Source organism: Citrobacter sp. Cpo061 (assembly GCF_030332845.1).
GTDB lineage: Bacteria > Pseudomonadota > Gammaproteobacteria > Enterobacterales > Enterobacteriaceae > Citrobacter > Citrobacter portucalensis.
Window position 1 is genome coordinate 643,109 of the sequence record NZ_JAOWHB010000036.1, and the last position, 24,389, is coordinate 667,497.

Annotated in this window: 34 protein-coding genes and 5 pseudogenes; 14 read left to right on the top strand and 25 right to left on the bottom strand. The window is 46.8% G+C overall.

The features are described 5' to 3' along the window. Nucleotides 1–134: 134 nt before the first annotated feature. Both OGX97_RS09135 and OGX97_RS09140 read left to right on the top strand, forming a co-directional pair. A complete protein-coding gene (locus OGX97_RS09135) occupies nt 135–407 on the top strand; it encodes a hypothetical protein (RefSeq protein WP_003832409.1) in 273 nt (90 codons plus the stop codon). Between the two features lie 83 nt (nt 408–490). Then, a pseudogene (locus tag OGX97_RS09140) lies at nt 491–613 on the top strand (cytochrome b); the annotation flags it as partial. 60 nt (nt 614–673) lie between these two features. Here OGX97_RS09140 and OGX97_RS09145 read toward each other — a convergent pair. The 3 genes from OGX97_RS09145 to icd all read right to left on the bottom strand — a co-directional run bounded on the left by OGX97_RS09145 (nt 674) and on the right by icd (nt 3,198). After that, nucleotides 674–928, bottom strand: a complete 255-nt coding sequence (locus tag OGX97_RS09145) for a hypothetical protein (RefSeq protein ID WP_060682337.1) — start codon at nt 926–928, stop codon at nt 674–676. A 10-nt stretch (nt 929–938) separates the two neighbouring features. Then, entirely contained in the window at nt 939–1,424 is a 486-nt protein-coding gene (locus OGX97_RS09150; RefSeq protein ID WP_235124086.1) for an outer membrane beta-barrel protein, read from the bottom strand. A 523-nt stretch (nt 1,425–1,947) separates the two neighbouring features. After that, nucleotides 1,948–3,198, bottom strand: a complete 1,251-nt coding sequence (icd, locus tag OGX97_RS09155; RefSeq protein ID WP_003030769.1) for an NADP-dependent isocitrate dehydrogenase — start codon at nt 3,196–3,198, stop codon at nt 1,948–1,950. Nucleotides 3,199–3,400: 202 nt separating this feature from the next. Between icd and rluE the strand changes: the two genes are divergently transcribed. The 7 genes from rluE (at nt 3,401) to OGX97_RS09190 (ending at nt 9,816) form a co-directional block, all read left to right on the top strand. Next, complete coding sequence (gene rluE, locus OGX97_RS09160) at nt 3,401–4,024, top strand: 23S rRNA pseudouridine(2457) synthase RluE (RefSeq protein ID WP_218659353.1); 624 nt, start codon at nt 3,401–3,403, stop codon at nt 4,022–4,024. Nucleotides 4,025–4,068: 44 nt separating this feature from the next. After that, a complete protein-coding gene (locus OGX97_RS09165; protein WP_235124088.1) occupies nt 4,069–4,998 on the top strand; it encodes a hypothetical protein in 930 nt (309 codons plus the stop codon). Nucleotides 4,999–5,007: 9 nt separating this feature from the next. Next, on the top strand, nt 5,008–5,469 hold the full coding sequence (locus OGX97_RS09170) for an NUDIX hydrolase (RefSeq protein WP_048235585.1): 462 nt from the start codon (nt 5,008–5,010) through the stop codon (nt 5,467–5,469). Nucleotides 5,470–5,522: 53 nt separating this feature from the next. Next, nucleotides 5,523–6,629: a tRNA 2-thiouridine(34) synthase MnmA gene (gene mnmA / locus OGX97_RS09175; protein WP_003832402.1), complete on the top strand. Its 1,107-nt coding sequence runs from the start codon at nt 5,523–5,525 to the stop codon at nt 6,627–6,629. Nucleotides 6,630–6,663: 34 nt separating this feature from the next. Continuing rightward, complete coding sequence (gene hflD / locus OGX97_RS09180) at nt 6,664–7,305, top strand: high frequency lysogenization protein HflD (protein WP_003832401.1); 642 nt, start codon at nt 6,664–6,666, stop codon at nt 7,303–7,305. Between the two features lie 3 nt (nt 7,306–7,308). Beyond that, a complete protein-coding gene (gene purB, locus OGX97_RS09185) occupies nt 7,309–8,679 on the top strand; it encodes an adenylosuccinate lyase (protein WP_079935309.1) in 1,371 nt (456 codons plus the stop codon). 468 nt (nt 8,680–9,147) lie between these two features. Next, entirely contained in the window at nt 9,148–9,816 is a 669-nt protein-coding gene (locus tag OGX97_RS09190; protein ID WP_279850551.1) for an SOS response-associated peptidase, read from the top strand. A gap of 317 nt (nt 9,817–10,133) precedes the next feature. On the opposite strand, the gene OGX97_RS09195 is transcribed toward OGX97_RS09190, so the two are convergent. From OGX97_RS09195 to umuD, 4 genes are all read right to left on the bottom strand, one after another. After that, nucleotides 10,134–10,784 (bottom strand): hypothetical protein, encoded by a 651-nt coding sequence (locus OGX97_RS09195; RefSeq protein WP_279850550.1) that lies wholly within the window; start codon nt 10,782–10,784, stop codon nt 10,134–10,136. Nucleotides 10,785–10,867: 83 nt separating this feature from the next. Next, nucleotides 10,868–11,482: a hypothetical protein gene (locus OGX97_RS09200; protein ID WP_279850549.1), complete on the bottom strand. Its 615-nt coding sequence runs from the start codon at nt 11,480–11,482 to the stop codon at nt 10,868–10,870. Nucleotides 11,483–11,541: 59 nt separating this feature from the next. Next, complete coding sequence (locus OGX97_RS09205; protein WP_279850548.1) at nt 11,542–12,810, bottom strand: Y-family DNA polymerase; 1,269 nt, start codon at nt 12,808–12,810, stop codon at nt 11,542–11,544. A 1-nt stretch (nt 12,811) separates the two neighbouring features. Then, nucleotides 12,812–13,231, bottom strand: coding sequence for a translesion error-prone DNA polymerase V autoproteolytic subunit (umuD, locus tag OGX97_RS09210; protein WP_279850547.1), 420 nt, complete (start codon nt 13,229–13,231; stop codon nt 12,812–12,814). 77 nt (nt 13,232–13,308) lie between these two features. On the opposite strand from umuD, the gene OGX97_RS09215 reads away from it, so the two are divergent. Continuing rightward, nucleotides 13,309–13,551 carry a DinI family protein gene (locus OGX97_RS09215; protein WP_139935025.1) on the top strand — a complete coding sequence of 81 codons (243 nt, stop codon included), beginning with the start codon at nt 13,309–13,311 and terminating at the stop codon, nt 13,549–13,551. Nucleotides 13,552–13,679: 128 nt separating this feature from the next. Here OGX97_RS09215 and OGX97_RS09220 read toward each other — a convergent pair. The 4 genes and pseudogenes from OGX97_RS09220 to OGX97_RS09235 all read right to left on the bottom strand — a co-directional run. After that, a pseudogene (locus OGX97_RS09220) lies at nt 13,680–13,841 on the bottom strand (helix-turn-helix domain-containing protein); the annotation flags it as partial. A gap of 29 nt (nt 13,842–13,870) precedes the next feature. Next, a pseudogene (locus OGX97_RS09225) lies at nt 13,871–14,017 on the bottom strand (tail fiber assembly protein); the annotation flags it as partial. Beyond that, nucleotides 14,010–14,207, bottom strand: a pseudogene (locus OGX97_RS09230) (phage terminase small subunit P27 family); the annotation flags it as partial. The pseudogenes OGX97_RS09225 and OGX97_RS09230, both read right to left, overlap by 8 nt. A 233-nt stretch (nt 14,208–14,440) precedes the next feature. Beyond that, nucleotides 14,441–14,803 (bottom strand): HNH endonuclease, encoded by a 363-nt coding sequence (locus OGX97_RS09235; RefSeq protein ID WP_047715729.1) that lies wholly within the window; start codon nt 14,801–14,803, stop codon nt 14,441–14,443. A 275-nt stretch (nt 14,804–15,078) separates the two neighbouring features. Between OGX97_RS09235 and OGX97_RS09240 the strand changes: the two genes are divergently transcribed. Next, a complete protein-coding gene (locus tag OGX97_RS09240; RefSeq protein ID WP_044700576.1) occupies nt 15,079–15,618 on the top strand; it encodes a cytochrome b in 540 nt (179 codons plus the stop codon). Nucleotides 15,619–15,990: 372 nt separating this feature from the next. Here OGX97_RS09240 and OGX97_RS09245 read toward each other — a convergent pair whose 3' ends face one another. From OGX97_RS09245 to cspG, 4 genes are all read right to left on the bottom strand, one after another. Beyond that, nucleotides 15,991–16,164 carry a GnsA/GnsB family addiction module toxin gene (locus OGX97_RS09245; protein ID WP_001100119.1) on the bottom strand — a complete coding sequence of 58 codons (174 nt, stop codon included), beginning with the start codon at nt 16,162–16,164 and terminating at the stop codon, nt 15,991–15,993. 204 nt (nt 16,165–16,368) lie between these two features. Beyond that, complete coding sequence (locus OGX97_RS09250; protein ID WP_000756041.1) at nt 16,369–16,599, bottom strand: hypothetical protein; 231 nt, start codon at nt 16,597–16,599, stop codon at nt 16,369–16,371. A 73-nt stretch (nt 16,600–16,672) separates the two neighbouring features. Beyond that, nucleotides 16,673–16,861 (bottom strand): cold shock small protein YmcF, encoded by a 189-nt coding sequence (gene ymcF / locus OGX97_RS09255; RefSeq protein ID WP_279850700.1) that lies wholly within the window; start codon nt 16,859–16,861, stop codon nt 16,673–16,675. Nucleotides 16,862–16,871: 10 nt separating this feature from the next. Then, nucleotides 16,872–17,084, bottom strand: coding sequence for a cold shock protein CspG (gene cspG / locus OGX97_RS09260; protein ID WP_000066494.1), 213 nt, complete (start codon nt 17,082–17,084; stop codon nt 16,872–16,874). Between the two features lie 414 nt (nt 17,085–17,498). On the opposite strand from cspG, the gene OGX97_RS09265 reads away from it, so the two are divergent. Next, nucleotides 17,499–18,727, top strand: a protein-coding gene (locus OGX97_RS09265) for an IS3 family transposase (protein WP_279850546.1) whose coding sequence is annotated in 2 segments (ribosomal slippage) — nt 17,499–17,814 and nt 17,814–18,727 — 1,230 coding nt in all. Because the reading frame shifts where the segments join, the coding sequence is not laid out codon by codon here. A 71-nt stretch (nt 18,728–18,798) separates the two neighbouring features. Here OGX97_RS09265 and OGX97_RS09270 read toward each other — a convergent pair. Next, a pseudogene (locus tag OGX97_RS09270) lies at nt 18,799–18,963 on the bottom strand (DUF2514 family protein); the annotation flags it as partial. 28 nt (nt 18,964–18,991) lie between these two features. Beyond that, on the bottom strand, nt 18,992–19,189 hold the full coding sequence (locus OGX97_RS09275; RefSeq protein ID WP_044700634.1) for a hypothetical protein: 198 nt from the start codon (nt 19,187–19,189) through the stop codon (nt 18,992–18,994). 141 nt (nt 19,190–19,330) lie between these two features. Between OGX97_RS09275 and OGX97_RS09280 the strand changes: the two genes are divergently transcribed. After that, the gene (locus tag OGX97_RS09280; protein ID WP_213083834.1) at nt 19,331–19,504 is read left to right on the top strand and encodes a YnfU family zinc-binding protein; all 174 of its coding nucleotides are present in this window, start codon (nt 19,331–19,333) and stop codon (nt 19,502–19,504) included. Between the two features lie 75 nt (nt 19,505–19,579). Here OGX97_RS09280 and OGX97_RS09285 read toward each other — a convergent pair whose 3' ends face one another. The 5 genes from OGX97_RS09285 to OGX97_RS09305 form a co-directional block, all read right to left on the bottom strand. Next, entirely contained in the window at nt 19,580–19,810 is a 231-nt protein-coding gene (locus tag OGX97_RS09285) for a hypothetical protein (protein ID WP_000990801.1), read from the bottom strand. Then, the gene (locus tag OGX97_RS09290; RefSeq protein WP_044700581.1) at nt 19,807–20,322 is read right to left on the bottom strand and encodes a DUF2514 domain-containing protein; all 516 of its coding nucleotides are present in this window, start codon (nt 20,320–20,322) and stop codon (nt 19,807–19,809) included. Before OGX97_RS09290 ends, OGX97_RS09285 begins: the two co-directional genes overlap by 4 nt. Further along, entirely contained in the window at nt 20,319–20,867 is a 549-nt protein-coding gene (locus tag OGX97_RS09295) for a lysozyme (RefSeq protein WP_048235602.1), read from the bottom strand. Before OGX97_RS09295 ends, OGX97_RS09290 begins: the two co-directional genes overlap by 4 nt. Continuing rightward, a complete protein-coding gene (locus OGX97_RS09300) occupies nt 20,839–21,117 on the bottom strand; it encodes a phage holin (RefSeq protein ID WP_048235603.1) in 279 nt (92 codons plus the stop codon). The genes OGX97_RS09295 and OGX97_RS09300 overlap by 29 nt, the downstream gene beginning before the upstream one ends. A 153-nt stretch (nt 21,118–21,270) precedes the next feature. Continuing rightward, complete coding sequence (locus tag OGX97_RS09305; protein ID WP_044700587.1) at nt 21,271–21,459, bottom strand: hypothetical protein; 189 nt, start codon at nt 21,457–21,459, stop codon at nt 21,271–21,273. Nucleotides 21,460–21,603: 144 nt separating this feature from the next. Here OGX97_RS09305 and OGX97_RS09310 point away from each other — a divergent pair, with 144 nt between their 5' ends. After that, nucleotides 21,604–21,978, top strand: a complete 375-nt coding sequence (locus OGX97_RS09310) for a FlxA-like family protein (protein ID WP_048235604.1) — start codon at nt 21,604–21,606, stop codon at nt 21,976–21,978. A 318-nt stretch (nt 21,979–22,296) separates the two neighbouring features. On the opposite strand, the gene OGX97_RS09315 is transcribed toward OGX97_RS09310, so the two are convergent. Genes OGX97_RS09315 through OGX97_RS09325 form a run of 3 tightly spaced genes read right to left on the bottom strand, consistent with a single transcriptional unit; the run spans nt 22,297 to nt 24,306 of the window. Then, entirely contained in the window at nt 22,297–22,896 is a 600-nt protein-coding gene (locus OGX97_RS09315) for a hypothetical protein (protein ID WP_048235605.1), read from the bottom strand. A 13-nt stretch (nt 22,897–22,909) separates the two neighbouring features. Further along, nucleotides 22,910–23,950 (bottom strand): DUF968 domain-containing protein, encoded by a 1,041-nt coding sequence (locus OGX97_RS09320; RefSeq protein WP_048235606.1) that lies wholly within the window; start codon nt 23,948–23,950, stop codon nt 22,910–22,912. Beyond that, nucleotides 23,947–24,306 carry a RusA family crossover junction endodeoxyribonuclease gene (locus OGX97_RS09325; RefSeq protein ID WP_048235607.1) on the bottom strand — a complete coding sequence of 120 codons (360 nt, stop codon included), beginning with the start codon at nt 24,304–24,306 and terminating at the stop codon, nt 23,947–23,949. The genes OGX97_RS09320 and OGX97_RS09325 overlap by 4 nt, the downstream gene beginning before the upstream one ends. Nucleotides 24,307–24,389: the final 83 nt, after the last annotated feature.

Consider the following 24,389-nt stretch of genomic DNA (forward strand, 5'->3'; position numbering starts at 1 on the left):
AGTCACATTTCCTCAATAACAACGTAACTTACTAATTTATTGATAAAATCATTACTGAAATTTGCAGTACAAAACCGGCGTTGCACCTCATCCAATTTTGCTATCATAGGAATGCACTAATAAGAGGTAATCAAATGAAAATCTTTATCACTGACAATGACGGGCACCTGATTCCTGTTGACGGAAAAAGCGTTGTCATCGAATTGAATAGTGGCGGAACCATCGAGATCGCCGAGGAGTACAGCCGGGACGATGTTCCTGAAGGCATTAATCTGTGGGGCGGACGAGAACCCTCCCCTTCACTCTCTTTCGAGGAAATCAAAGCCAGAACAGAAGGCCTGGGCGTTTATCCCATCGCAGCCAACGCTCTGCATGTATTTCCGTACAAACTTTCATCAAAAGAATGATCGCACACAGCAGACGAAGCGTTTTTCTCAAACCAAAGTAAGGCCATGGTTATCAAAAAAACTCTGGCTTTGGGGGAAGTCAGTTCGCCGATATCTGCTACTTTCTAATTGCAGCCCATGCCGGCGCTGCATTATTTCATCACTATATACAGAAGGATAATACGCTTTTGAGAGTGATGCCTGAGCATAACCATTTGAATAATTAATAGATGATTAAAATATCAAGAACATAAGCACTCAAGACCGTATGTGCATGTTCTTAAATATTAATCGTCATCATAATGCTTATGTTTCTTGTGATCACTCATAGCCTCTTTGAAAGCATCCGCTTGTGTATTAGCGGCCTGCAGTCGACTCATATTAGCACTGTAATTATTCCAATATTCTTTTTCTTCGTGATAACAAACATCACGGCTAATTCCCTTCGCTTCGCACTTTGCTAAGCGTTGTTCTTCTGATACACAACCAGACATCAAGGAAACAGCAGAAAACGCAACCAATATTATCATTAATTTATTCATATAAATAACCTTAGAATGTCCAGCCGGCGCCGACTACAATACTATTAGCTTGTGCGCCAAAGACCTTAGAACCTTCATAGCCTGCATCAACAGTGAAACCTGCAATGGGGATAAACTGAATACCAGCGCCATAGGCAAAACCTGTAGAAGTGTCAGTTTCACCATTAGCTTTGATCGCACCTCTCCCAATACCCGCCATTACATAAGGTTTTACCACATCATTTACTTTATAACTTGCGCCGACTAATGCAGAACCATAACCACGATCTATATCATTATCTTCATTTGCTGAAATGGTTAAGGATGTTATAACACCAAAATCACTCTCATCTGGGGTATAACCATATTTAGCGTTAAAACCATTAAGGTTCTGTCCATCTGTCCGGGTATGTACATAACCGCCGGTGACTACGCTTTCTCCTGCATAAACCGTCATAGCAAAACATAATGTAACAGCCACTAAACCTGTTTTTAAACTTAGCATTTTAATAACCATTTTCATCATCAACTAATAGTAAGTAACACACATAATAAGGAATCATGCTTTGAGTTTTATTTCTCAAGCATGTTGCCAAGAGAAAAACAGAAAGGTAAAAAAACATCAATCGGATAAAATGTTCTTTTTTGGACATTACTAATATTCAGAATAATCAACTGTCATAACACGCTGATAAAAATGGATTTAAAATTAGAGTAAAAAAATCTTAAAACGCTTCTTCCTTTTACATATTCCCGATATTTTCCTTATTGTTAAAATGATTATTTCCCATCTGATAATCAATAAGATACAAACACCACTCAATTATAGTTAGTTCTCATACCCGAATAGAGTTAAATAAAGAAATATTGACAGCCATGGAAATTTTTATCAAAAAATAAAATTGTAATGGCAAAGATAAAAATTTGTTCTTCAGTGCTATTTAAATGAGTTTAATAGTATGAGCGCCAGGAAAGCATTTTGCAGGTAAAAAAAAACGGGAACCTCTCGGCTCCCGTTCTCATACAACCCAAGATCTGGATTACATGTTTTCGATGATCGCGTCACCAAACTCTGAACATTTCAGCAGCTTAGCGCCGTCCATCAGACGTTCGAAGTCATAGGTTACGGTTTTCGCGTTAATCGCGCCTTCCATACCTTTAACAATCAGGTCAGCCGCTTCTACCCAACCCATGTGGCGTAACATCATTTCAGCAGACAGAATGATGGAACCTGGGTTCACTTTATCCTGACCTGCATACTTCGGTGCAGTACCGTGGGTTGCTTCGAACAGAGCGCATTCGTCACCAATGTTTGCACCCGGCGCAATACCAATACCACCAACCTGTGCGGCCAGCGCATCGGAGATGTAGTCACCGTTCAGGTTCATACAGGCAATCACGTCATACTCAGCCGGGCGCAGCAGGATCTGTTGCAGGAACGCATCGGCGATAACGTCCTTAACCACGATCTCTTTACCGGTTTTCGGGTTCTTGATTTTCACCCATGGACCGCCGTCGATCAGTTCACCACCGAATTCTTCACGCGCTAACTGGTAACCCCAGTCTTTGAACGCGCCTTCGGTGAACTTCATGATGTTGCCTTTGTGTACCAGGGTAACTGAATCACGATCGTTGGCGATGGCGTATTCAATCGCTGCACGCACCAGGCGTTTAGTCCCTTCTTCAGAACACGGTTTGATACCAATACCGCAATGTTCCGGGAAGCGGATTTTCTTCACGCCCATCTCTTCGCGCAGGAATTTAATCACTTTCTCAGCATCGGCAGAGTCAGCTTTCCACTCAATACCCGCGTAGATGTCTTCGGAGTTTTCGCGGAAGATGACCATGTCGGTCAGTTCAGGGTGTTTAACCGGGCTTGGTGTGCCCTGATAATAACGCACCGGACGCAGGCAGACATACAGGTCAAGTTCCTGACGCAGAGCTACGTTCAGAGAGCGAATACCGCCGCCAACAGGAGTGGTCAGAGGGCCTTTAATGGCAACACGATATTCACGAATCAGATCTAAGGTTTCAGCAGGCAGCCAGACGTCCTGGCCATAAACCTGAGTGGATTTCTCGCCGGTGTAGATTTCCATCCAGGAGATTTTACGCTCGCCTTTATAGGCTTTCTCGACAGCAGCATCGACAACTTTGATCATCGGTGGGGTTACATCAACGCCGATACCGTCGCCTTCAATGAACGGGATAATCGGATTTTCAGGAACGTTGAGTTTGCCGTTTTGCAGGGTGATCTTCTTACCTTCCGCCGGAACAACTACTTTGCTTTCCATTCACCTCTCCTTCGAGCGCTTCTGGTTCTGCTCGTCTGTCATCACGCTGCATGTGCGTTTGCGTCCTGCTACACGGATGCGTTAGAGCAACTTTTTGTTAATGATTTGTAATGAGCGTGTCAATACTACCCTATTGTTCGCCGCCATGAAAGACACTCGTTCTTAGGCTATAATGCGGCAATTGATATAATCTGAAAATACCATGCAAAAAACTTCTTTTAGAAATCACCGGGTTGAGCGATTCAGCTCACGACAAGTCACTAAGCAGCGTAAAGAAAACCAGCCAAAACGCGTGGTTTTGTTCAATAAACCCTACGATGTTTTGCCACAATTTACTGACGAGGCTGGCAGAAGCACATTAAAAGATTTTATTCCCGTGCCGGGAATTTATGCGGCGGGCCGACTCGACAGGGACAGCGAAGGGCTTTTGGTGCTGACCAATGACGGCGCGCTGCAGGCGCGGTTAACGCAACCCGGTAAGCGTACCGGGAAAATTTATTACGTCCAGGTTGAAGGTGAGCCGACAGCAGAAGCGCTGGACGCCCTGCGTAACGGAGTAACGCTCAATGATGGCCCCACGCTACCCGCAGGCATTGAAGTAGTAGAGGAACCCGTATGGCTGTGGCCGAGAAATCCGCCGATTCGGGAACGGAAAAACATTCCCACCAGCTGGTTGAAAGTTACCTTATATGAAGGTCGCAACCGTCAGGTACGTCGTATGACAGCGCATGTTGGATTTCCTACGCTGCGCCTCATCCGCTATGCCATGGGGGATTACACGCTGGAAAATCTTGCTAACGGCGAGTGGCAGGAACTGAAATCGTAACCGTATGGTTTAACGTGAGTGTTAACAGGGAAGAATGAAAAAAAATGGATAAGCAGCTTTTTGCAGCATTCATCCTGCTCGGCGTGTCACCGTTTTGTTCAGCAAAACTGGACTGTGAGACGATTGCCGGAACAGCAGCAGGAGAGGCAAACTACCTTTATGAGTCTGCCAAAGTAAAAACCGACTCACGCCTGCATTTCTATTCTGCACCAGCAACAGAGTGTCAACTCCCCGCGTTCATGGTCAATGGCGACACCGTCGAGGTGCTCAGGAGTTCACAGCGCTACAAAAGCACAGGCATGCTTTCCAAAGATGAGCCTTATCGTTACGTACGTTATCGGGACGCAAAAGGGACCTTCGCCACCGGCTGGGTCTCGGTTAATGGATTAACACCGTTATCCAGTCCGCTTGCAGTAAGCGCGTCTTGCCAGACATGGGCAAATAAAGCGATGTCGCAGCGCGGGTTCTTACCCTCCTCCTTCGCAAACCACTATCAGGTAACAGGAGACACCCGCGCATGGTTCTATACGATGCCAACCGAACAGTGTCGCAGCCCGTCCGTATTTTTAGTGCCCGGCGACCTCGTCTCTGTACAAGAACAATCCAACGATGATTTTATGGAAGCGGTCTATTACACCACCGATCGCCAAATCATACGCGGCTGGTTAAAAAAGTCGCAGTTACAGGCTATAAACAGCGGTGACCACTATCGCGACGACATCAACCCGCTGTCGACAGAAAAGGCAACGAGAGTCGCCACCCTTGGGCTACGTCACGACCACCAATGTATCTTTTATGAAAGCTGGAATGCTAAAAAGGCCATTGAGATTATCGTGCGCGAGGATCATCAAACCGCATTGTGCCGAGGAGGGGCCGACCCACAAACGTCACCTCCCGTGGCTTATATCAGTATCGACAAGGCCAGCGGTGAAATTAGCTGGCCAGATGTTACCGAAGGTTTTGCTGAGGAATAAGGGGAAAACATGTTCAAACCGCACGTCACGGTCGCCTGCATTGTGCATGCAGAAGATAAATTCTTAGTCGTTGAAGAAACGATCAATGGCAAAGCCTTGTGGAATCAGCCTGCAGGACACCTGGAAGCCGATGAAACGCTGGTGCAAGCCGCAGCACGCGAACTGTGGGAAGAAACGGGCATTAAAGCGCAGCCACAGCATTTCATTCGTATGCATCAATGGATTGCGCCAGACAGAACGCCCTTTTTGCGTTTTCTTTTCTCTATCGAGCTTGCCAATATGTGCGCTACAGAACCCCATGACAGCGATATAGATTGCTGTCGTTGGGTCAGCGCAGAAGAGATTTTCTCTGCGCCAAACCTGCGTTCGCCGTTGGTTGCGGAGAGTATTCGCTGTTATCTGAGCGGACAGCGCTACCCACTGGCCATGATCGGCGAATTTAACTGGCCGTTTACAGAGGGTGTCAAGTAAAGGGCTGCGTGCTAGAATATGCCGCCTTGAAGTTCAATGTCGTGAGTATTCCTATGTCTGAAAGCCCAAAAAAAGTGATCGTCGGCATGTCCGGCGGTGTCGATTCCTCCGTTTCTGCCTGGCTGTTACAACAACAGGGCTATCAGGTAGAAGGCCTGTTCATGAAGAACTGGGAAGAGGACGATGGCGAGGAATACTGCACAGCGGCCGCCGACCTTGCGGATGCGCAGGCTGTCTGTGACAAACTCGGCATTGAACTGCATACCGTCAACTTTGCCGCAGAATACTGGGACAACGTCTTTGAACTGTTCCTTGAAGAGTACAAAGCGGGCCGTACGCCGAACCCGGATATTCTGTGCAATAAAGAAATTAAGTTTAAAGCCTTCCTTGAGTTTGCCGCCGAAGATTTAGGTGCCGATTACATCGCCACCGGTCACTACGTGCGTCGCGCGGATGTCGACGGCAAAAGCCGCCTGCTGCGTGGGCTCGATGGCAATAAAGACCAGAGTTATTTCCTCTATACGCTCGGCCATGAGCAAATCGCGCAAAGCCTGTTCCCGGTCGGTGAACTGGAAAAACCGCAGGTGCGTAAAATTGCCGAAGATCTTGGTCTGATTACGGCCAAGAAAAAAGACTCCACCGGCATCTGCTTCATTGGCGAACGTAAGTTCCGCGAGTTTCTTGGTCGTTACCTGCCGGCTCAGCCAGGCAAAATCATCACCGTTGACGGCGAAGAGATTGGCCAGCATCAGGGGCTGATGTACCACACTCTGGGTCAACGTAAAGGTCTGGGTATTGGCGGTACGAAAGAAGGGACGGAAGATCCATGGTATGTGGTGGATAAAGACGTTGAGAACAACATTCTGGTTGTCGCTCAGGGTCATGAACATCCACGTCTGATGTCCGTTGGCCTGGTGGCGCAACAGCTGCATTGGGTCGATCGCGAACCGTTCACCGGCACCATGCGCTGCACGGTGAAAACCCGCTATCGTCAGACCGACATTCCGTGCACCGTTAAGGCACTGGATGCTGAGCGTATTGAAGTCATTTTCGACGAGCCAGTCGCGGCGGTCACGCCGGGTCAGTCGGCTGTCTTTTACAATGGCGAAGTGTGCCTCGGCGGCGGCATTATCGAACAACGATTGCCTCTGCCGGTATAATTACTTACACATTTGATACAAGGAAGCAGTGAACGTGGCAAAGAATTATTATGACATCACCCTCGCCCTGGCAGGCATTTGTCAGTCGGCACGCCTGGTGCAGGAACTGGCGCACCAGGGGCATTGTGATGCCGATGCATTACACGTTTCACTGAACAGTGTCATCGACATGAATCCCAGCTCTACGCTGGGCGTGTTTGGCGGCAGCGAAGCCAACCTGCGTCTTGGCCTAGAAACGCTGCTTGGCGTGCTGAACGCCAGTAGTCGTCAGGGACTGAACGCGGAACTCACCCGCTATACGCTAAGCCTGATGGTGCTGGAGCGTAAGCTGTCAGCGGCCAAGGGCGCTATGGACACGCTGGGAGACCGTATTAGCGGCTTGCAGCGCCAGCTGGACCATTTTGATTTGCAGTCAGAAACGTTGATGAGTGCGATGGCTGGCATTTATGTTGACGTCATCAGCCCACTCGGCCCGCGTATTCAGGTCACGGGTTCTCCGGCCATCCTTCAGAGCCCACAAGTACAGGCTAAAGTACGCGCTTCGCTGCTGGCTGGCATCCGTGCTGCCGTGCTCTGGCATCAGGTTGGTGGAGGCCGTCTGCAACTCATGTTTTCTCGTAATCGCCTGACGACTCAGGCAAAACAAATTCTTGCTCATTTAACCCCGGAGTTGTGATCTATGGAATTATCCTCACTGACCGCCGTTTCCCCTGTCGATGGACGCTACGGCGATAAAGTCAGCGCGCTGCGCGGGATTTTCAGCGAATACGGTTTGCTGAAATTCCGTGTACAGGTTGAAGTACGCTGGCTGCAAAAACTGGCCGCGCACGCAGCGATCAAGGAAGTTCCTGCTTTTGCTGCCGACGCAATCGGTTTCCTTGATGCGATCGTCGCTAACTTCAATGAAGAAGATGCTGCGCGCATCAAAACCATTGAGCGTACGACCAACCATGATGTGAAGGCAGTTGAGTATTTCCTGAAAGAGAAAGTGGCGGATATCCCGGAACTGCATGCTGTTTCCGAATTTATCCACTTTGCGTGTACCTCAGAAGACATCAACAACCTGTCTCACGCGCTGATGCTGAAAACCGCACGCGACGAAGTGGTTCTGCCGTACTGGCGTAAGCTTATCGACGCGGTGAAAGATCTGTCTGTACAGTATCGCGATATTCCTCTGCTCTCCCGTACCCACGGTCAGCCAGCCACCCCGTCTACGCTAGGCAAAGAAATGGCTAACGTGGCTTACCGTATGGAGCGTCAGTATCGTCAGCTCAACCAGGTTGAAATTCTTGGTAAGATCAATGGTGCAGTCGGTAACTATAATGCCCACATCGCTGCTTACCCGGAAGTTGAATGGCATCAGTTCAGCGAAGAGTTTGTCACCTCGCTGGGCATCCAGTGGAACCCGTACACCACGCAGATTGAGCCGCACGACTACATTGCCGAGCTGTTTGACTGCATCGCCCGTTTCAACACTATCCTGATCGACTTTGACCGCGATGTCTGGGGTTACGTGGCGCTGAACCATTTCAAACAGAAAACCATCGCGGGTGAAATCGGCTCTTCCACCATGCCGCACAAAGTTAACCCCATCGATTTCGAAAACTCCGAGGGTAACCTGGGTCTGTCTAACGCGGTACTGCAGCATCTGGCAAGCAAACTGCCGGTCTCCCGCTGGCAGCGTGACCTGACTGACTCTACCGTTCTGCGTAACCTGGGCGTAGGTATTGGCTATGCGCTGATCGCCTATCAGTCCACGCTGAAAGGCGTGAGCAAACTGGAAGTGAACCGCGATCATCTGCTGGATGAACTGGACCATAACTGGGAAGTTCTGGCAGAGCCGATTCAGACCGTGATGCGTCGCTACGGTATTGAAAAGCCGTACGAGAAGCTGAAAGAACTGACCCGCGGTAAGCGCGTTGACGCCGAAGGTATGAAGCAGTTTATCGACGGTCTTGCGCTGCCGGAAGAAGAGAAAACTCGCCTGAAAGCAATGACGCCTGCCAATTATATTGGTCGCGCCATCACAATGGTTGATGAACTGAAGTAATCTGTTTGATGCCGGAGCGCGCTTGCGCCTGTTCCGGCCTTCCGTTCATATCGTAGTAAGCCGGAAAGCATCAGCGTTTCCGGCTTTTTTATTGCCTGCGAGATTATCCCTTCCCCCGGTTTATTAAATGTTTATCCCCACAGCCACATAATCAGCGTTAGACTATAAAATTGATTTTGTAAATTCAGCAAATACAGTTAATTATCATAAAATCAATCAGTTAATAAAAAACCGTCTTGGGCAATCGCAGTCAATATGGGCCATTTCATCGCCCCAAATCATGCCCCTTATTGATTTTTGCCCCCAAATTTGCCCCCAAAAAAGTAAAAATGGGTAGTGGTCTATCGGCCATTTAGCAACCTCGAGAAGCTAAAAGCCATAATGGAATATTGGTGGTGTGGAGCTTCAAATCCTATCGTTCTACTCAATATCCTATACTTTCAGTCTGACAGTTGGCTGGAGGTTTCTATGTGTGGACGCTTTTCACAGTCAATGACACGCGAGGACTATCTCGCCCTGCTCGCTGAAGAAGCTGAACGCGATATCCCATATGACCCGGAACCGATCGGGCGATTCAACGTGGCGCCAGGCACCAAAGTTCTGCTGCTGAGCGAACGTGACGAGAAACTTCATCTTGATCCAGTTATCTGGGGATACGCCCCTGGATGGTGGGATAAATCACCGCTAATTAATGCACGCTCTGAAACTGCTGCTACCAGCAGAATGTTTAAACCACTCTGGCAACATGGTCGCGCAATTTGCTTTGCTGATGGCTGGTACGAATGGAAAAAGGAAGGTGACAAAAAGCAGCCCTACTTCATTCATCGAGCCGATGGCCAGCCGATATTCATAGCGGCGATCGGCAGCACACCATTTGAACGTGGAGATAAAGCTGAAGGATTCCTGATAGTGACGACTGCTACCGACAAAGGACTGGTAGATATTCACGACAGGCGGCCACTGGTACTGTCACCAGAAGCCGCTCGCAAATGGATGAGGCAGGAGATTGGAGGGAAAGAAGCTGCGGAAATTGCGACCGACGGTTCCATGCCGCCTGATAAATTTAAATGGCACGCCGTGACACGTGCCGTTGGGAATGTGAAAAATCAGGGCTCACAGTTAATCCAGCCAATATGACGCAGCATTACATTGCCAAAATCATAATAACCATTTGATAAAATTGAACTTATCATATTTTCCACTATCAGAAACTGCTAATAACTACCTTTTACAACTCATTGATTATCAAAACTATGATTTTAGTTTTGGGGAAGAGTTTTTTTCATCCCACAAGGGACTTAAGTCATTAGTGTTATACCGCATTGTAAGCTTGCAAAACATACCCACACAAACAATACATTTTGTTAACAAATTAACATGCAGAAGTTTACTACTATACCCCATGGCTAAGCTTTTACCGTGTAAAGGGTCACTAAAGCACGGTTCGGAAGTAACTATCGAACATCTAAACTTGTTAAGTTTACTTGTAATTCAGAAATTTCTTTGTCAATAGCATTAAATCCTCTATCAATAACATCCATAAGTTCTGAATCAATCATTTTTATACCTTGAGCATAATCCACCATTACCTCTATTTTTGCTTCATGCAATCTTTCATACATATCTTTATTTTTATTATTATCTGCCATATCGAATAGTATTTTCTCGTACTCCATAACGAGTTGATTATTTCCTTTAAATGACTGTATTAGCGAGCGAGCATATGTATAAATATTAATTATTGAATCTCTTGCTGTGTCATTTAGTCTTGCAATAACCTTTGCGTTTTGCTCATAGAATGTAAAATTATCATCACCGACAGGAAAATTAATAAGTAGCATTTCTCCTGGACTGATACTATCAATGCTTTCCCTCATCCTTTTATTATATAAATCTATTAAGGTGGACACTTCCCCCTTAATTCCTTTTAATACAGACAATTGTAATTCAATGGATTCTCTTTCTGCCTCAGCCCGAGTAATTCTAGCCTCACGATCTACTCCTCTAAGAGTAAAAAAACCACCAACAACCGCCCCAATTAATGCAGTAATGAATGATGAAAACCATTCAGGAATCTCATTCAAAACAGTGTTAACTTCGTTCATTATAACGATTCTCACAGTCAACGTTAAACCTCAGCCCTACATTATACCCAATCAAGTGATACTTGTTTGGGGTAAAGCGCCTACTAAACTTCACTGAATTTTGAGCCATTCACTTTTAACATCCTTCCATTTAATCCTTGAATTGTTTTCACTGTGGGATAAGCCGTCATTAGAAAAAGTGACAGTAGAATACAAATAACTGAGAAAAATATAGCAAGCAAAATCTGGAACGTATCCAGCGCTCCATCAAAATATACTTTTATAGGAGCTAGGGCATATGCCAAATAGGCTACTGCAGCAATCCAAGCAAAAAACTGCTTTCTTCTGTATTTTTTATCTATTAAGAAATAGAAATACTTACCATCATATTTCAAGTAACGGCTCAAGATCACCAACCTCCTAGTAGTAAGTCTTAAATCACATCTATTTGAGATGTATAGCAATTTATTTCTGGTACTATCGTTGGATACTCCCATTAATTGAGTCATTATTTTATTTCTTAATAGCTTAGAAATGAATTGTTTATCTTCCATTCCTAAATGTTCGCCATACTCTTTATAGTAATGCCGAAGTTTTAAGATTTTACCACTTCGTAAAAATTGATAAATATATTCGCAAGTTTTCCATAATGCGGCAATCACTGGCAATGCCGCGACAATTGTCTTCCACAGCTCATCCTTAAACACCCACTCGTTCATTATTTTCCTCACCATAACCATATGAAATATTTAAAAATATATCATGTGTTATTTACAATTCAACTAACGATGAGTAAATCCGAGAATCTTGTCGTGTACCGCGGTGAAAGCATCTCACGTTTCATCGCCCATTGCTGCTGGATGCCCTGTCCTGCAAAATACAACGTCCCCCGCCCGTCTTTAGCGTTGAGTTGATCCAACACCTCCATCAATCTCTCACTACCAGGTCGAGGCGCATTATCATCGAACAGATTCAACTGGGCTATGCCCTGACTGAAGAAGTCCCCCAGCATTACCCCGGCTTTCTGATACCGGTGCCCGTCTTTCCATATTGCATCCAGACTCCTCGTCGCTGCTGCAATGATATCCCGGCTGTCCTGTGTCGGGGTGAGCAGCTTCACCGACGAGCTGTTACCGTAGTACGGTTCGTTCAACGCAAAGGGTGATGTTTTGACAAAAGTAGATATGAAACGGCAATACTGATGCTCTCCACGTAACTTTTCAGCAGCGCGCGACGCATAGCTGCAGATGGCCTGCCGCATAGCGTCATAATCCGTAATACGTTCCCCGAATGATCTGGAACAGACAATTTCCTGCTTTACAGGGGCAAATTCCTCCAGTTCAAGACAGGGTTGGCCGCGCAGTTCGCGCACCGTTCTTTCGAGGACAACATTGAAGTGCTTCCGGATAAAACGAATATCGGTATCAGCCAGATCCAGAACCGTTTTAATCCCCATAGTCTCCAGTTTTTTGCTGATACGACGCCCTACTCCCCAGACCTCATCAACCGGAAGTGCAGCCATCAGTTTGCGCTGGCGATCCTGGTTAGATAAGTCCACCACCCCGCCCGTTTGTCTCTGCCATTTTTTGGCGGCATGATTCGCCAGTTTAGCCAGAGTCTTTGTCTGGGCAATACCAACGCCAACCACCAGACCCGTATTTTGATAAACGGCATCTTTTAGTTCCTGCCCAAATTCCTGCAGAACCCGGCAGTTTCTTACACCTGTCAGGTCACAGAAGGCTTCATCAATTGAATATATTTCGCAGCGGGGAGACATTGCCTCCAGCGTGGACATCACTCTGCTGGACATATCTGCATAAAGCTCGTAATTGCTGCTGAAACAAACCACACCATATCGACGGAATAAGTCCTTCTGCTTGAAATATGGATCTCCCATTTTCACACCAGCTCTTTTGGCTTCAGCGTTTCGGGCGATAACACAGCCATCGTTATTTGACAGAACAGCTACCGGCCTGCCTTTCAGATCTGGCCGGAATGCAGTCTCGCAACTGGCATAAAACGAGTTCACATCAACCAGAGCAAACATATCAGCTTGCCGCTTTCACGATAAACGTCACCCCCCCAAAGATATCCAGCGTATCTTCGCTGTTTATCGTAATGGATGCATAAGAGCTGTTTTCAGGAACAAGCATAAGTAGTGGTTGCAACTGCAGACGTTTAACAGTGAACTCGCCATCAATGGCAGCGATAACAATATCTCCATGTGCGGGCTTTCTGGAACGGTCGACGACCAGCAAATCGCCATTCCCGACCCCCGCTCCAGTCATAGAATCACCAGAGGACTTCACGAAGTATGTTGCACATGGGTGCTTAACTAATAGTTCATTAAGATCAATACATTGTTCAACATAATCCTGCGCCGCGGAGGGAAAACCGCATGGAACAAGATCACTAAATAAGGGAAGCGCAACTATCTGGCGCAGCTCAGCCGGTGAATAAAACTTCATAATAAACTCACTCACATTTATACTGTTCATACATACAGTATATACTGGCATTAAACACAGTAAAGAGGAGTTAAAACATGTTCGTGGAACTCGTTTATGACAAAAGGAATTTTGATGGGCTGCCCGGTGCAAAAGATATCATTCTGGGCGAATTGACCAAGAGGGTTCACCGGATCTTCCCCGATGCTGATGTTCGGGTAAAACCGATGATGACACTGCCGGCAATCAACACTGACGCCAGCAAGCATGAGAAGGAACAGATAAGCCGTACTGTTCAGGAAATGTTTGAAGAGGCAGATATGTGGCTGATTTCAGATTAAACACCTTGAACCGTTATATTGCTTAAGTACAATCCGCCGTGACTGGCAATCGTTCAATACTCGCACTATCGAACGTTCGCCAGTTCGCCGCCGCCCGTTCTTGCATACGACGACGCGGTGGCGTCATCTCAACACCGCGCAGGAAATTTTTTGTATAGCGTCGACACCCCTATATCATAAATTATAGCGACACGTTTTCTTGGCTCACCCGCAGCAATCAACCTTCCAGCCTGCGCCCACTCTTCTGCGGTTAACTTTGGCCGCCTGCCGCCTATCCGACCATCTTCGCGCCGCCTTAATTTGTATTCAGTTCCTGATGTTAACTGACCTTTATATCCGGGAGTGAAGGCCAGTCAGGTTTTGAGGTGTCTACTCGATTAAGTAAAACTCGGCATTTTTTCCATGCTAGTAAAAGAGCTTTTTCCTCTTCTGTTGCAATATCAAGATCAACCGCGTCCTTTCGTGGTCAGTTCCCACATGACGGCCGCCATTGGCAGACCATCATCCTCAGAAAACCAGTCAGGTGGTGCCACACCTTTAATCGGTGTGAATACAGGTTCCTCTTTATTCAGGGCTCGTTTGCCGGGGTTCCCTGCCAGCTCCTTGCGCGCCGTTGGCTTGGGGCGACGCCCGGAACGCCCCGCCGTTCCAGCCATAAGCGACACTCCTGGTTAAATTTCATTTTTCGCGGGTATAAAAATACGAGGAAGCGGGCAGTCCTGAAGTGCGAAAGGAGTCAGGGATTTGATCCCCCCTTCCCCAGACATCCGTCTGATTTAATCGAGATGAAAATCGTAATTCAGATTGCGGCGACTACAACTGCTCGCATTGTGCGAACAGGAATTCGAAAAATAGCCACTCAGCCCACAGTATATGTAATGGGCATAACTCATCGAATACGATCTCTTGCTGTCTTTGCTCTGTGGCATTCCCAGCACAACGACTCAAGGTTGGAATCGTCATCAGTACCGCCATGAGCTTTTGGAATGATGTGGTCAACGCTTTCCGCTTTCTTCGCTATCTTCTGCCGGCGATGGTTCTGACACAGGTATTTATCACGCTGAAGGATACGCGCTCGTTTAATTTCCCAGAGCCGCCCATATCCACGTTCTTGTCTGCTCTTTCCTGACTGATAATTCCGCCAGCCGTCACCAGCATGCTGCTTTCGGTGTTGGTCACAATATCCGCTGACATCGTTGGTGATTGCCGCACACCCTTTGTGTCGGCATGGGCGTTTAGCACGTGCTGGCATCGGCATAGTCCTGTTTGTTGGATACAAATTGTGTAATAGGCGGAAAGTAAAAATGAACCAGTAGTTGATTGAAAGTTCTCATAAATAGCGAGAATCAGCGTGGTTCTTGCCCCGTAACATCAAGGATTATCAGAAAGAAATAAAAATGAGAATTATTATCAAAACATTCAAGTGAGATCGCTGGAATAACAAACTCTTAATCTCTCAACAAAAATAAGGATTTGTTAAGCTTCATGATTTATGGTCGATGTAATACACCGTTTGAGGCAAGAATAATGGTCAAATTCTCAAAACTTCAGATTCGCTTACACTGGCTAACCCTGATATTAATAGCGATAACCTATGCAGCTATGGAGCTTCGTGGCTGGTTTCCCAAAGGCAGTAACACCTACCTTCTCATGAAAGAAACACATTACAATGTTGGGGTGTTTGTCTGGTTTTTAATGATAATACGATTAATTATTAAACATAAGTATCATGATCCAGCTATCACTCCCCCCCCACCAGCCTGGCAGATGATGGCTGCTAAAATAATGCATATCCTGCTGTACATTTCTTTTTTGGCTCTACCATTATTAGGTATTGCAATTATGGCTTACGGTGGAAAGGACTGGAGTTTATTAGGTTTTAACGTTGCATCGTTCGTTACTCCTGACGGGGAAACAAAATCACTTATCAAAGATACTCACGAAACACTGGCAAACATCGGATATTTTTTAATCGCAGCGCATGCTGGTGCAGCGTTATTCCATCACTACGTCCAGAAAGATAACACTCTTTTGAGGATGATCCCTGATTGTAACGATAAGAAATAAATACAAATTTTAATGTTTAACATTACAGCAGGCACTCAGTGAATGTCTGCTGTAATGCCTGCTCAGCCAAGTTGAAGCACACCGTGTTCTTTTGAATCAGAGAATGCAACAAACCCAGTGTATTCGGGGATAGTGTTCCGTCATCAGCATCAAATGCTGAAATGGTTGCGTGAAGAATCAAAAATGCTCCAAATCCCGCGCCGCTGCTGCCCCTCGATGGTCAGAATCGTCAAGGAGGACCCGTTAAAAGGTAAGCAGAAAATCTGTGGTTAGAAGTGAAGGCTTTGACAACGTTCTAAATTTTATGACAGAAATAAAAAAGCATTACCTTTCAAGATAATGCTTTTTCACTCGAACTGAATCTTATAACAATTAGATTAATGTGATTTTAATATCATAGCTTTCAAGCCCAGTCATTTTTTCACGAGCATTAAACTGGATATCGGAAACTTCTTTTCCTGTCTTTTTTTTGAGTTCAATAATTTTTTTTGTGATGAATTCAGAAATATCCGCTTCAGTTTTTCTTTTTAAATCTTCGACGTTCATTGTTTACCTCTCTTGATCTCTAACGTATCAACGCCAAGCATGTTACATTCCCCGTAGAGCACTTGTATAAGCGCTGATATGTTTAAAAGATAGAATAGAAAGACTCAATTATCAATAGTTTGCAGTACAATCTTCATACAAAAGAGCTCGCGACCACACAAACCACTGTACTAAAATCCGGGTCGGTCACGAAACAACCAGATCTCATTTCAAAAGCTTCGATGCTGCCTCGAGGATCTCTTCTGAACTGACATCACGATCAGAGGCTACATAAACTATTTTATGGTCTCCTGTCAGAGATGGAAATCCCGCTGACATCACGGGTAGGTGTGCTTTTTCCCCATTGGGAAACTCACGCATTATCGTAGTAATACCTTTCATTACGGTTACAACAACTGCAGGTTCTGCATTAAAAAAAACGATGACTTTTTTCATAATTTTACCGTGATGTCTCTTACAGAGATTGTCGGTTCAGCATACAAAAAAGGCTCCATAAGGAGCCTGAAATTTATTTTCTGAATTCTAACGAAAACTGACCAGAACGAATGTACAGTGCAATATTATCAAATGTAATCATTGTTGATTTGCAAAAAATACATTTTGCTCCGAAAGGATTTTTTTCAGTAACATCAAAGTTTGACGTTCGGTACTGAGATCCGTGGCAACACGGACATCTGAAGTGAATATTATTAGTAATAACAGTTACCTTATACAGCCACGACATTAACTGCCGTGGGGCCTTTAGGTCCCTGTTCAACACTAAATTCAACTTCCTGATTCTCATTCAGCGTCTTGAAATCATTACTCTGGATAGCAGAGAAGTGAACAAACACATCTTTACTACCATCTTTTGGAGTGATAAAACCAAAACCTTTTTCAGGATTAAACCATTTAACTAAACCAGTCATTTTATTAGACATAAACATTACCTTTATTGAGTAAGCCCTTGGGCAGAATGGTCCGAAAAAAATTATCAGAGAGAAAAGCTAACAAGGAAATCTCAACAGGAACAAGGAATAAAATTATTACAGCGACTGCTTCAGATAAATTCGTTACAAACCAGACATTCATTAACGCATGATTAACCAAACATAGCAAGGTTTAGTTTTGTAAGTAAATCTCAGTGGGTTTTGATCATAAAAATTAATTTAAATAGCTTAAATCGAAAATTATGTCATGCTGCGTAAGACCTTTATCTATCACCCTAAGTTGTCAGGGATTTTGACTCAAGGAAGAGTCGTATTAGACTGGCCCCATGAATCTCCAGACAGTTGGTATCACTTAAGTTAGTGATAGTCTTAATACTAGTTTTTAGACTAGTCGTTGGAGTCCGGATGATTGATGTTTTAGGTCCAGAGAAGCGCAGACGGCGAAGTGTTCAGGAAAAAATCGCCATTGTTCAGCAGAGCTTTGAGCCCGGAATGACCGTGTCGCTGGTCGCCCGTCAGCATGGCGTTGCTGCCAGTCAGCTGTTCCTGTGGCGTAAGCAGTATCAGGAAGGCAGCCTCACAGCCGTTGCTGCAGGAGAACAGGTTGTGCCCGCGTCGGAGCTGGCATCTGCGATGAAGCAAATTAAAGAGCTGCAGCGCCTGCTGGGCAAGAAAACCATGGAAAACGAGCTGCTGAAGGAAGCCGTTGAATATGGCCGACAAAAAAAGTGGATAGCGCACGTGCCCTTGTTGCCGGAGGATGGCGAATAAGCCTTGTCAGTCGTTGTCTCCGGGTCTCACGTGCGCAACTGCATGCCATGGCCCGTCGGTCGAAGGACTGGCAGGATCATCGGTGCAAGCGTAAGCCTGATGATACTGAAGCGCTGGCCCGTATCCATACCGTTATCGGCGATCTGCCAACGTATGGTTATCGTCGGGTATGGGCACTGCTGCGCAGACAATCAGAAACTGATGACATGGTAGTGATCAATGCTAAACGCGTATATCGCATCATGCGTCAGAATGCGCTGCTGCTTGAGCGTAAACCGGCAATACCGCCATCGACACGGGCGCATACAGGGAAAGTGGCCGTTGGAGAAAGCAACCAGCGGTGGTGCTCTGATGGCTTCGAGTTCAGCTGTGATAACGGTGAAAAACTGCGGGTCACGTTCGCGCTGGACTGTTGCGATCGCGAGGCACTTCACTGGGCGGCCAGTACCGGTGGGTATGACAGTGAAACCGTGCAGGACGTCATGCTGGGTGCAGTAGAGCGTCGCTTCGGTAACAGCCTGCCGACATCCCCCGTAGAGTGGCTGACAGACAACGGTTCAGCCTACCGTTCTCATCAGACGCGGCAGTTCGCCAGAATGGTAGGACTGGAGCCTAAACATACGGCGGTACGTAGCCCGGAAAGCAACGGTATGGCGGAGAGCTTCGTGAAAACGATGAAGCGCGATTACATCAGCATCATGCCAAAGCCCGACGGGTTAACAGCGGTAAAGAATCTTGCGGATGCCTTCGAACATTATAACGAATGGCATCCGCATAGTGCACTGGGATATCGTTCACCACGGGAATATCTGCGGCGACGAACCAGTAATGGGTTAAGTGATAAAAAGTGTATGGAAATATAGGGGCCAATCCACGTATTTCCTTCATAGTAAAAATTCACAATTTTATCCACGAAAACCGTCAACATCTTAATTTATAGAGCTATTATTTTTCCTCTACGGTTCATTGTTAGTATTTTTACGGACTCATAAATCCGCTCACATGTCATTCCTGCCCGGTAGTTTTCATCAGCGCGTTCAGCATGGTATCGAGCTTCTTCTGTCAGGCTTCCTGGCATGTCTACGAGCATTGTGGTGTCATGGCGGATGGAAAGTTTTGTTGATTCGTTAGTTATCGAGCTGTAGAACGCTATGCTCTAGCGACTTGGAATAGGCAATCAGCCCGGTGTACTCAGGGATAACCTCGCCATCATCCGCTTCGAACTCAGGGATTGTTCCGGTAGTGATGGTGTATTGTGGCTGGCCATCTTCTTTTGCGAAGGCAGCCAGGTCTTCAATCTGCTTAGCTGTAAGAACTACTGTAATGCTCATTCCTCAGTTGTTAAAAAGCCCCGCTATTGCGAGGCTTGATTGATTATGGCTAACGACTACATCGTAACGGTTATAAAAGAAGCTATTAGCCAACATGTGGTGTATGGTTGTTAACCGCCCACCAGGACAATAAACATGTCGATACTCAAAGATATCAAGATGCGTACTTTACGCCATGTGAAAAGTACTTGTCCTCATTGCTCCCGCCAGTCAAAGCACAGTCTGTCGAGAATAAAAAACAATATAACGTTAATTTGCCCCTTCTGTGGAAACATCTATCTTCCATCGGAAAGCAAACCAATAAAGTAACTGATTGACTACCAAATAAAACTCATACTCTCAGAATGTGGCAAAGCAGACATAACCTTTTATTGTTGTTCTCATTTAAGAGAATGTAACACCCAGAGTGGAGAGGTTTTTTTTCTTCTCCACAATACGGCGATCAAGTTCAGCCACTGCATGCGGGCGTATGGCATCAAGAAAGGCGTTATCCTGATAGGTAGACTGGATTGTCACACCAAGTCCGGCACCACTTTCCAGTATGCTTTTCTGAAGTTGTAGTTCTTTTATATCGTTATTGAGGTAATACGCTTCACTTAGGTTTTCTGCGTTCATCTTCTAACCCTGTTGTTGTTTGACTGCCTCACTGAGTCGTAAATGCGCTCACACGTCATTCCTGCCCGGTAGCTTTCGTCAGATCGCTCAGCATAATATCGAGCTTCTTCTGCAAGGCGTCCGAGCATGTCGGCGAGCACTGCGGCGTCGGCTCCGGCTGTTTTGCTTCTGACGGCAGTGGCAAGATCTGCGGTGTGCTTTGCGGCGTCCAGGCGGGTGGCAAGCTTTGTTGCTTCGGTACGCAGCTGGTTAACAGTGGCAGACAGGCCAGCAGCAGTGGCAGCAGATTTAGCGGCTTGTGCTTGTGCATCTTTTACAGCCTCATCACGGGCAATTATGCGCCCTTGCTCAATCATGCGGGCGGCGGTCTGCGCGTTCGCTGTTCGCGATGATTCCGCGCTGTCACGTTCCGCCCACTTTTTTTCCCAGCCGCGGCTGCTCCATACACTACCCGCGATGAATGCGATGGCCACCAGCAGAGAAATGGCAATAAACTGATAGCGCAGGCTCACTGGTCTATCCCCCAGCACGCCAGTGCACTTTCCTGGTCTCGTCGTTCAACCTGTCCATAGCAACCATTCTTCTGGCCTTTGGTCAGACGACAATCGCGGCCACCGTCTTTAATCCACCAGCGGATCGCCTCACATGCCCCTTTTGTATCTCCGGCGTTGATACGCTGGTAGAACGTTGACGGGAAGCATTTGCCTGGACCAATGTTGTAAGGACAGAAAGAAGCGATACCTGCCTTCTGCTGCTCACTCAACGGAACTTTTATATTTCGTTCAACCCATGCCAGCGCCTTGTCGCGTTCTATGGCGTTTACCTGGGCACATTTCTCAGCAGAAAGCCTCATGTCCTGAACTACTGGCTTACCATCAACCATCGTGGCGCCACGGCAAATCGTCCAGAGCCCTCCGCCGTCGCGATACGCCGTCAGACTATTACCCTCTTTCTCATCCAGAAACTGATCGAGAATAACTGGCGCGGAGGCTCCCGCAAGAATCAGACCAACGACCGCTGCGCTCAGTTTATTCTCCAGCTTTGGTGACATTGCCATTAAGCCGGTCCTCCCTTTCCTTTTTCCTGTAATACCAGTTCACAGCACAGGTGATAACGGTGCATGCAATACCGACAATAATTGCCCAGTCACTCAGGCTTAACCCTGCAATTCTGTCGGCCAACATCCAGGACACCTCTTTTGCTGTTTTAGCTGTTTCGGCATATGCCTTCGCTGATACACCGCAACCGGTCAGCGTGGTTCCTGTTCCATATGAAAGTCTGCTGTAAATGGTGCTCATTCTGGTCATAGCCTCACCTCCGATTCTTCGGATGGCGCTGTGTGTGATTAAAGGGTCAGGCTTCACGGGCTGGATTTATCAACAAAGCACGTAGCGGATGATTCCCGTGAGCCTGAAATGAAAAAGGCCGCCATGCGGCAGCCTCGAAGTAAGTACAGTTGTTTACAATGGTGGAGAGAGAGGACCTTCTAACACCTCTGCTTCACCGTTATGGCAAATGTCATCGCCTCTGGTCAGATGCCAGACACCTGTGATTGTTTTACCCGTCTCCAGATCATCAACAGTGTCATTCGTGTAGTACGCCACCTGTACAATGCCAACATGCTGAATCCAGTAATAGCCCTCTTTCATAAGCTCCTCCGCGATACTCAGCAGATAGTATAGAGCGGCACAAATAATGCTGTGGTGCAGGAAACCACAACTTAACCTTTGCTAATAAAGTAATTTCGAAAGATGACGATAATGGGTAATAAATGTAAGGCCGGAGGAACCACCATGAGCATGACCGTTAGCACTTTGGGTCAGGACATACTGCAAAGCACAGTAAAACAAACATCTTCAAGTACTGGCAACTCTGTTTCACAACAAATTCAAAACCTGAAAAAACAAATTGGAGAGTTGACAAAAGAACTCAGCGCCATGGGTTCAAAAATAAATGAAGTAACCTCCGAAGATGAGGCAAAACTGCTTAAACAGCAGATGGAGATGATTCAAAGGCAAATCGAGTCTATGTACGCAAAAATTGCTCAATTACAAAAACAAGAAGCAGAAAAAAACCAAATGGCATCGGGTGCATTACCTACGGTAAGTGACAAATCAAGTTCGAACGTTGCAGGGAATAATACTAAAAATATTGATGTCTACGTTTAGCAGTGACCCCCTATCATTTTTCCTCTGAGTTAGAAACGAAAAAGGATTGTGAGAACTTGTTTTCGAGTTAACGATTTCAGATCGGCGATATGACAGGGGTACTGGTGCTATGCACCTCGCGAATACCCCTGTCGTATCGCCGGAAACCAAAAACCCCGCTGTGGCGGGGTTCTCGTTATGTTCAAATTGTTCGCTTTTTGTCGCTGCCATAGTGGCAGCAGCTCTGCCAAGCATGAATAAATTATCTGATTTTCTGGCCCGTTTTCAACACCATTATCAAAAAATAGCATCAATAGCTAAAAAATGATTTCAGTGAGTCTATTCAGATAACAGTTTGCGTGCTTCCAAAAAGACCTTTGCTCTGAATATTTCCAGGCACCAGCGCACGCGCTTTCTTGCCTCCCCATCAGTTAACCATGGCGCAATCGCCTGCAACTCCCGGGTTATGTCTGAGATTTTTTTTCGGGTGGTGTAATACTGAAGACCGACCACATAAACCGGATCATTAATATCCAGCGCCTGCAGTACGCATTGCTCAACAAAATCGACATCATCATTATGCAGGGCTTCATCAATCACACTAGCGGATGACTGCGGCCAGAGAATGCTATGTGCCCTGTTCATTGCCTGCTGTCCACGGAATCCCTCTTCTCTCGCCTGATTTAACGCAACAGTGAATCGCTCTAACGCCTTATCTGACCAAATCCGTCCTTTAATAACATTCCAGCATGCATGACTTCGCAGCAAACGGGGTGCAGTTTTTCCTCCCACACCCTCGCCCCATATAGTGAGCAGGGATTTAATCCATCCGGACTGGATCCCTGTAAGGAGAATACATTTACCCAGCCAGCTTTTGCGTGGAGCAGAAGCCGCTTTACCCAGCGCTTCCAGATGATTGCGGCGTTGACGTGGTGTCATCCTGTTCTTCTCCTTACGCCAGAACGCCGAGCCCATAAGCCCGGTCCAGCACTCTGATAATCATTACCGGCTGAGGCACATGCTTTCGCTCAAACTTCACCGGGTCGTTATGTAGTTCTGTATGGCACTGACGACACAAGGGGATCGCGAAAATATCATGCGCCTTCGTTGCCATCCCTCCCTGCCCCCAGCCGATTAAATGGTGTGGGTCATCTGATGGTTTGCCGCAGCATTCGCAGGGCTGTGTTTTAATCCATTCCAGATACCCGGGGGCCGTCCATCGGATCCGCTTTGGACGTTTTATATAGGTTTGCGGGGACTCTGGATCGACCAGAACACCAACTACAGGCTTGAGCGCAGGAACCTGCGCTGATGGCATGTATACGGTTAACGTGCTGGCTTTGGCTGTAATGATGCTGGTGGCGGTTACCCCCGGTTCGATATCGCATTCACGCATGACTGACAGATGCTCTTCTGAAGGAATACGAAGCGCCCGGCTGGCTACTGATTCGGGAATTGCGTCGGTAACCCCCATACGTACCCCCCACCAGCAAAGCTCCGCCAGCGACAGTTCTCTGGACGGATCCTGATTCAGCGCCACCATGATGCTGTTGATAATCCAGTTAATAACATTACGTCTCGCCAGCTCTGCAAGTTGTACGCTGTAGTGGTCGCGCAAATGGTTATCACAATGTCCGCACAGAAGAACCGATCCGGGGTCATGGCGCAGAAGAGTTAACTCGTGATAATGGTAATCGCTGTGTGGCCACTGACAGCAATGACCGCCATAACGCATAAGCCAGTAATCAAGGCCACTCAAACCGCCAGCAGCCTTAATAACTTTTTCATCCAGGAAGAACGGCCTCAGGGAGTCGTCACTGGCAAGCGGCTGACGAACATCAGGAACACGGCCAGCAGGCAACCGGTCCATGCCTGCCGGCTGGCTTTCCACAAGCACACGTTCACAACTGAATAATGACATCAGCTCGCTGCCCGGTTTGAGCAGCACAATTCCAAGCTCACGCGCAACAACCGGCTTCAGCAGCGCCCTCATTCTGCTATCTCCCCGATAATTATTTGTCCCTTCTCTCCCCATAATTTAGTTACGCGTGAATCCCAGATATGAGCGTCATCTTCGTAAATGGCATCCATCAGGGCTTTCATCATGTTGTCGAAATCGGGTTTAGCCTGGTGTGGTTTACCGTTGAACTCTGCTCGTTTCTTTTTGCCCCAGCTCGCTGGCATCGGAATAATGAAGGTGACATGTGAACCGCTTTCCGGCAGCTCAACACCCTGCAGACGAACTTCATCACAGAAAGCCCGGTAACGCAGAACCTCGGGGCGCTTTTTCCATTTGTCAGCGCGCGTCATTCTGGGCTTGCCCATTGGGGTGATATCGTAGATTTTCACATTCACCTCCAGATCCGTTGTTGCCAGGTTCTGTCCTGACGCGGAGGCTTAGATACTTCTGGCAAGAACGCGCTGATCGTCCA

Coding starts and splice junctions, on each gene's coding strand:
- OGX97_RS09280 (WP_213083834.1), top strand. CDS start 19,331: ATGTCGATACTCAAAGATATCAAGATGCGTACTTTACGCCATGTGAAA.
- icd (WP_003030769.1), bottom strand. CDS start 3,198: ATGGAAAGCAAAGTAGTTGTTCCGGCGGAAGGTAAGAAGATCACCCTG.
- OGX97_RS09320 (WP_048235606.1), bottom strand. CDS start 23,950: ATGAGGGCGCTGCTGAAGCCGGTTGTTGCGCGTGAGCTTGGAATTGTG.
- mnmA (WP_003832402.1), top strand. CDS start 5,523: ATGTCTGAAAGCCCAAAAAAAGTGATCGTCGGCATGTCCGGCGGTGTC.
- OGX97_RS09285 (WP_000990801.1), bottom strand. CDS start 19,810: ATGAACGCAGAAAACCTAAGTGAAGCGTATTACCTCAATAACGATATA.
- OGX97_RS09315 (WP_048235605.1), bottom strand. CDS start 22,896: ATGACACCACGTCAACGCCGCAATCATCTGGAAGCGCTGGGTAAAGCG.
- cspG (WP_000066494.1), bottom strand. CDS start 17,084: ATGTCTAATAAAATGACTGGTTTAGTTAAATGGTTTAATCCTGAAAAA.
- umuD (WP_279850547.1), bottom strand. CDS start 13,231: ATGAAGTTTTATTCACCGGCTGAGCTGCGCCAGATAGTTGCGCTTCCC.
- OGX97_RS09310 (WP_048235604.1), top strand. CDS start 21,604: ATGAGCATGACCGTTAGCACTTTGGGTCAGGACATACTGCAAAGCACA.
- OGX97_RS09305 (WP_044700587.1), bottom strand. CDS start 21,459: ATGAAAGAGGGCTATTACTGGATTCAGCATGTTGGCATTGTACAGGTG.
- OGX97_RS09190 (WP_279850551.1), top strand. CDS start 9,148: ATGTGTGGACGCTTTTCACAGTCAATGACACGCGAGGACTATCTCGCC.
- OGX97_RS09300 (WP_048235603.1), bottom strand. CDS start 21,117: ATGACCAGAATGAGCACCATTTACAGCAGACTTTCATATGGAACAGGA.
- OGX97_RS09200 (WP_279850549.1), bottom strand. CDS start 11,482: ATGAACGAGTGGGTGTTTAAGGATGAGCTGTGGAAGACAATTGTCGCG.
- OGX97_RS09195 (WP_279850550.1), bottom strand. CDS start 10,784: ATGAACGAAGTTAACACTGTTTTGAATGAGATTCCTGAATGGTTTTCA.
- OGX97_RS09235 (WP_047715729.1), bottom strand. CDS start 14,803: ATGCCAGCACGTGCTAAACGCCCATGCCGACACAAAGGGTGTGCGGCA.
- OGX97_RS09205 (WP_279850548.1), bottom strand. CDS start 12,810: ATGTTTGCTCTGGTTGATGTGAACTCGTTTTATGCCAGTTGCGAGACT.
- OGX97_RS09215 (WP_139935025.1), top strand. CDS start 13,309: ATGTTCGTGGAACTCGTTTATGACAAAAGGAATTTTGATGGGCTGCCC.
- OGX97_RS09295 (WP_048235602.1), bottom strand. CDS start 20,867: ATGGCAATGTCACCAAAGCTGGAGAATAAACTGAGCGCAGCGGTCGTT.
- OGX97_RS09150 (WP_235124086.1), bottom strand. CDS start 1,424: ATGGTTATTAAAATGCTAAGTTTAAAAACAGGTTTAGTGGCTGTTACA.
- OGX97_RS09245 (WP_001100119.1), bottom strand. CDS start 16,164: ATGAACGTCGAAGATTTAAAAAGAAAAACTGAAGCGGATATTTCTGAA.
- purB (WP_079935309.1), top strand. CDS start 7,309: ATGGAATTATCCTCACTGACCGCCGTTTCCCCTGTCGATGGACGCTAC.
- rluE (WP_218659353.1), top strand. CDS start 3,401: ATGCAAAAAACTTCTTTTAGAAATCACCGGGTTGAGCGATTCAGCTCA.
- OGX97_RS09170 (WP_048235585.1), top strand. CDS start 5,008: ATGTTCAAACCGCACGTCACGGTCGCCTGCATTGTGCATGCAGAAGAT.
- OGX97_RS09250 (WP_000756041.1), bottom strand. CDS start 16,599: ATGAAAAAAGTCATCGTTTTTTTTAATGCAGAACCTGCAGTTGTTGTA.
- OGX97_RS09135 (WP_003832409.1), top strand. CDS start 135: ATGAAAATCTTTATCACTGACAATGACGGGCACCTGATTCCTGTTGAC.
- OGX97_RS09240 (WP_044700576.1), top strand. CDS start 15,079: ATGGTCAAATTCTCAAAACTTCAGATTCGCTTACACTGGCTAACCCTG.
- OGX97_RS09145 (WP_060682337.1), bottom strand. CDS start 928: ATGAATAAATTAATGATAATATTGGTTGCGTTTTCTGCTGTTTCCTTG.
- OGX97_RS09165 (WP_235124088.1), top strand. CDS start 4,069: ATGGATAAGCAGCTTTTTGCAGCATTCATCCTGCTCGGCGTGTCACCG.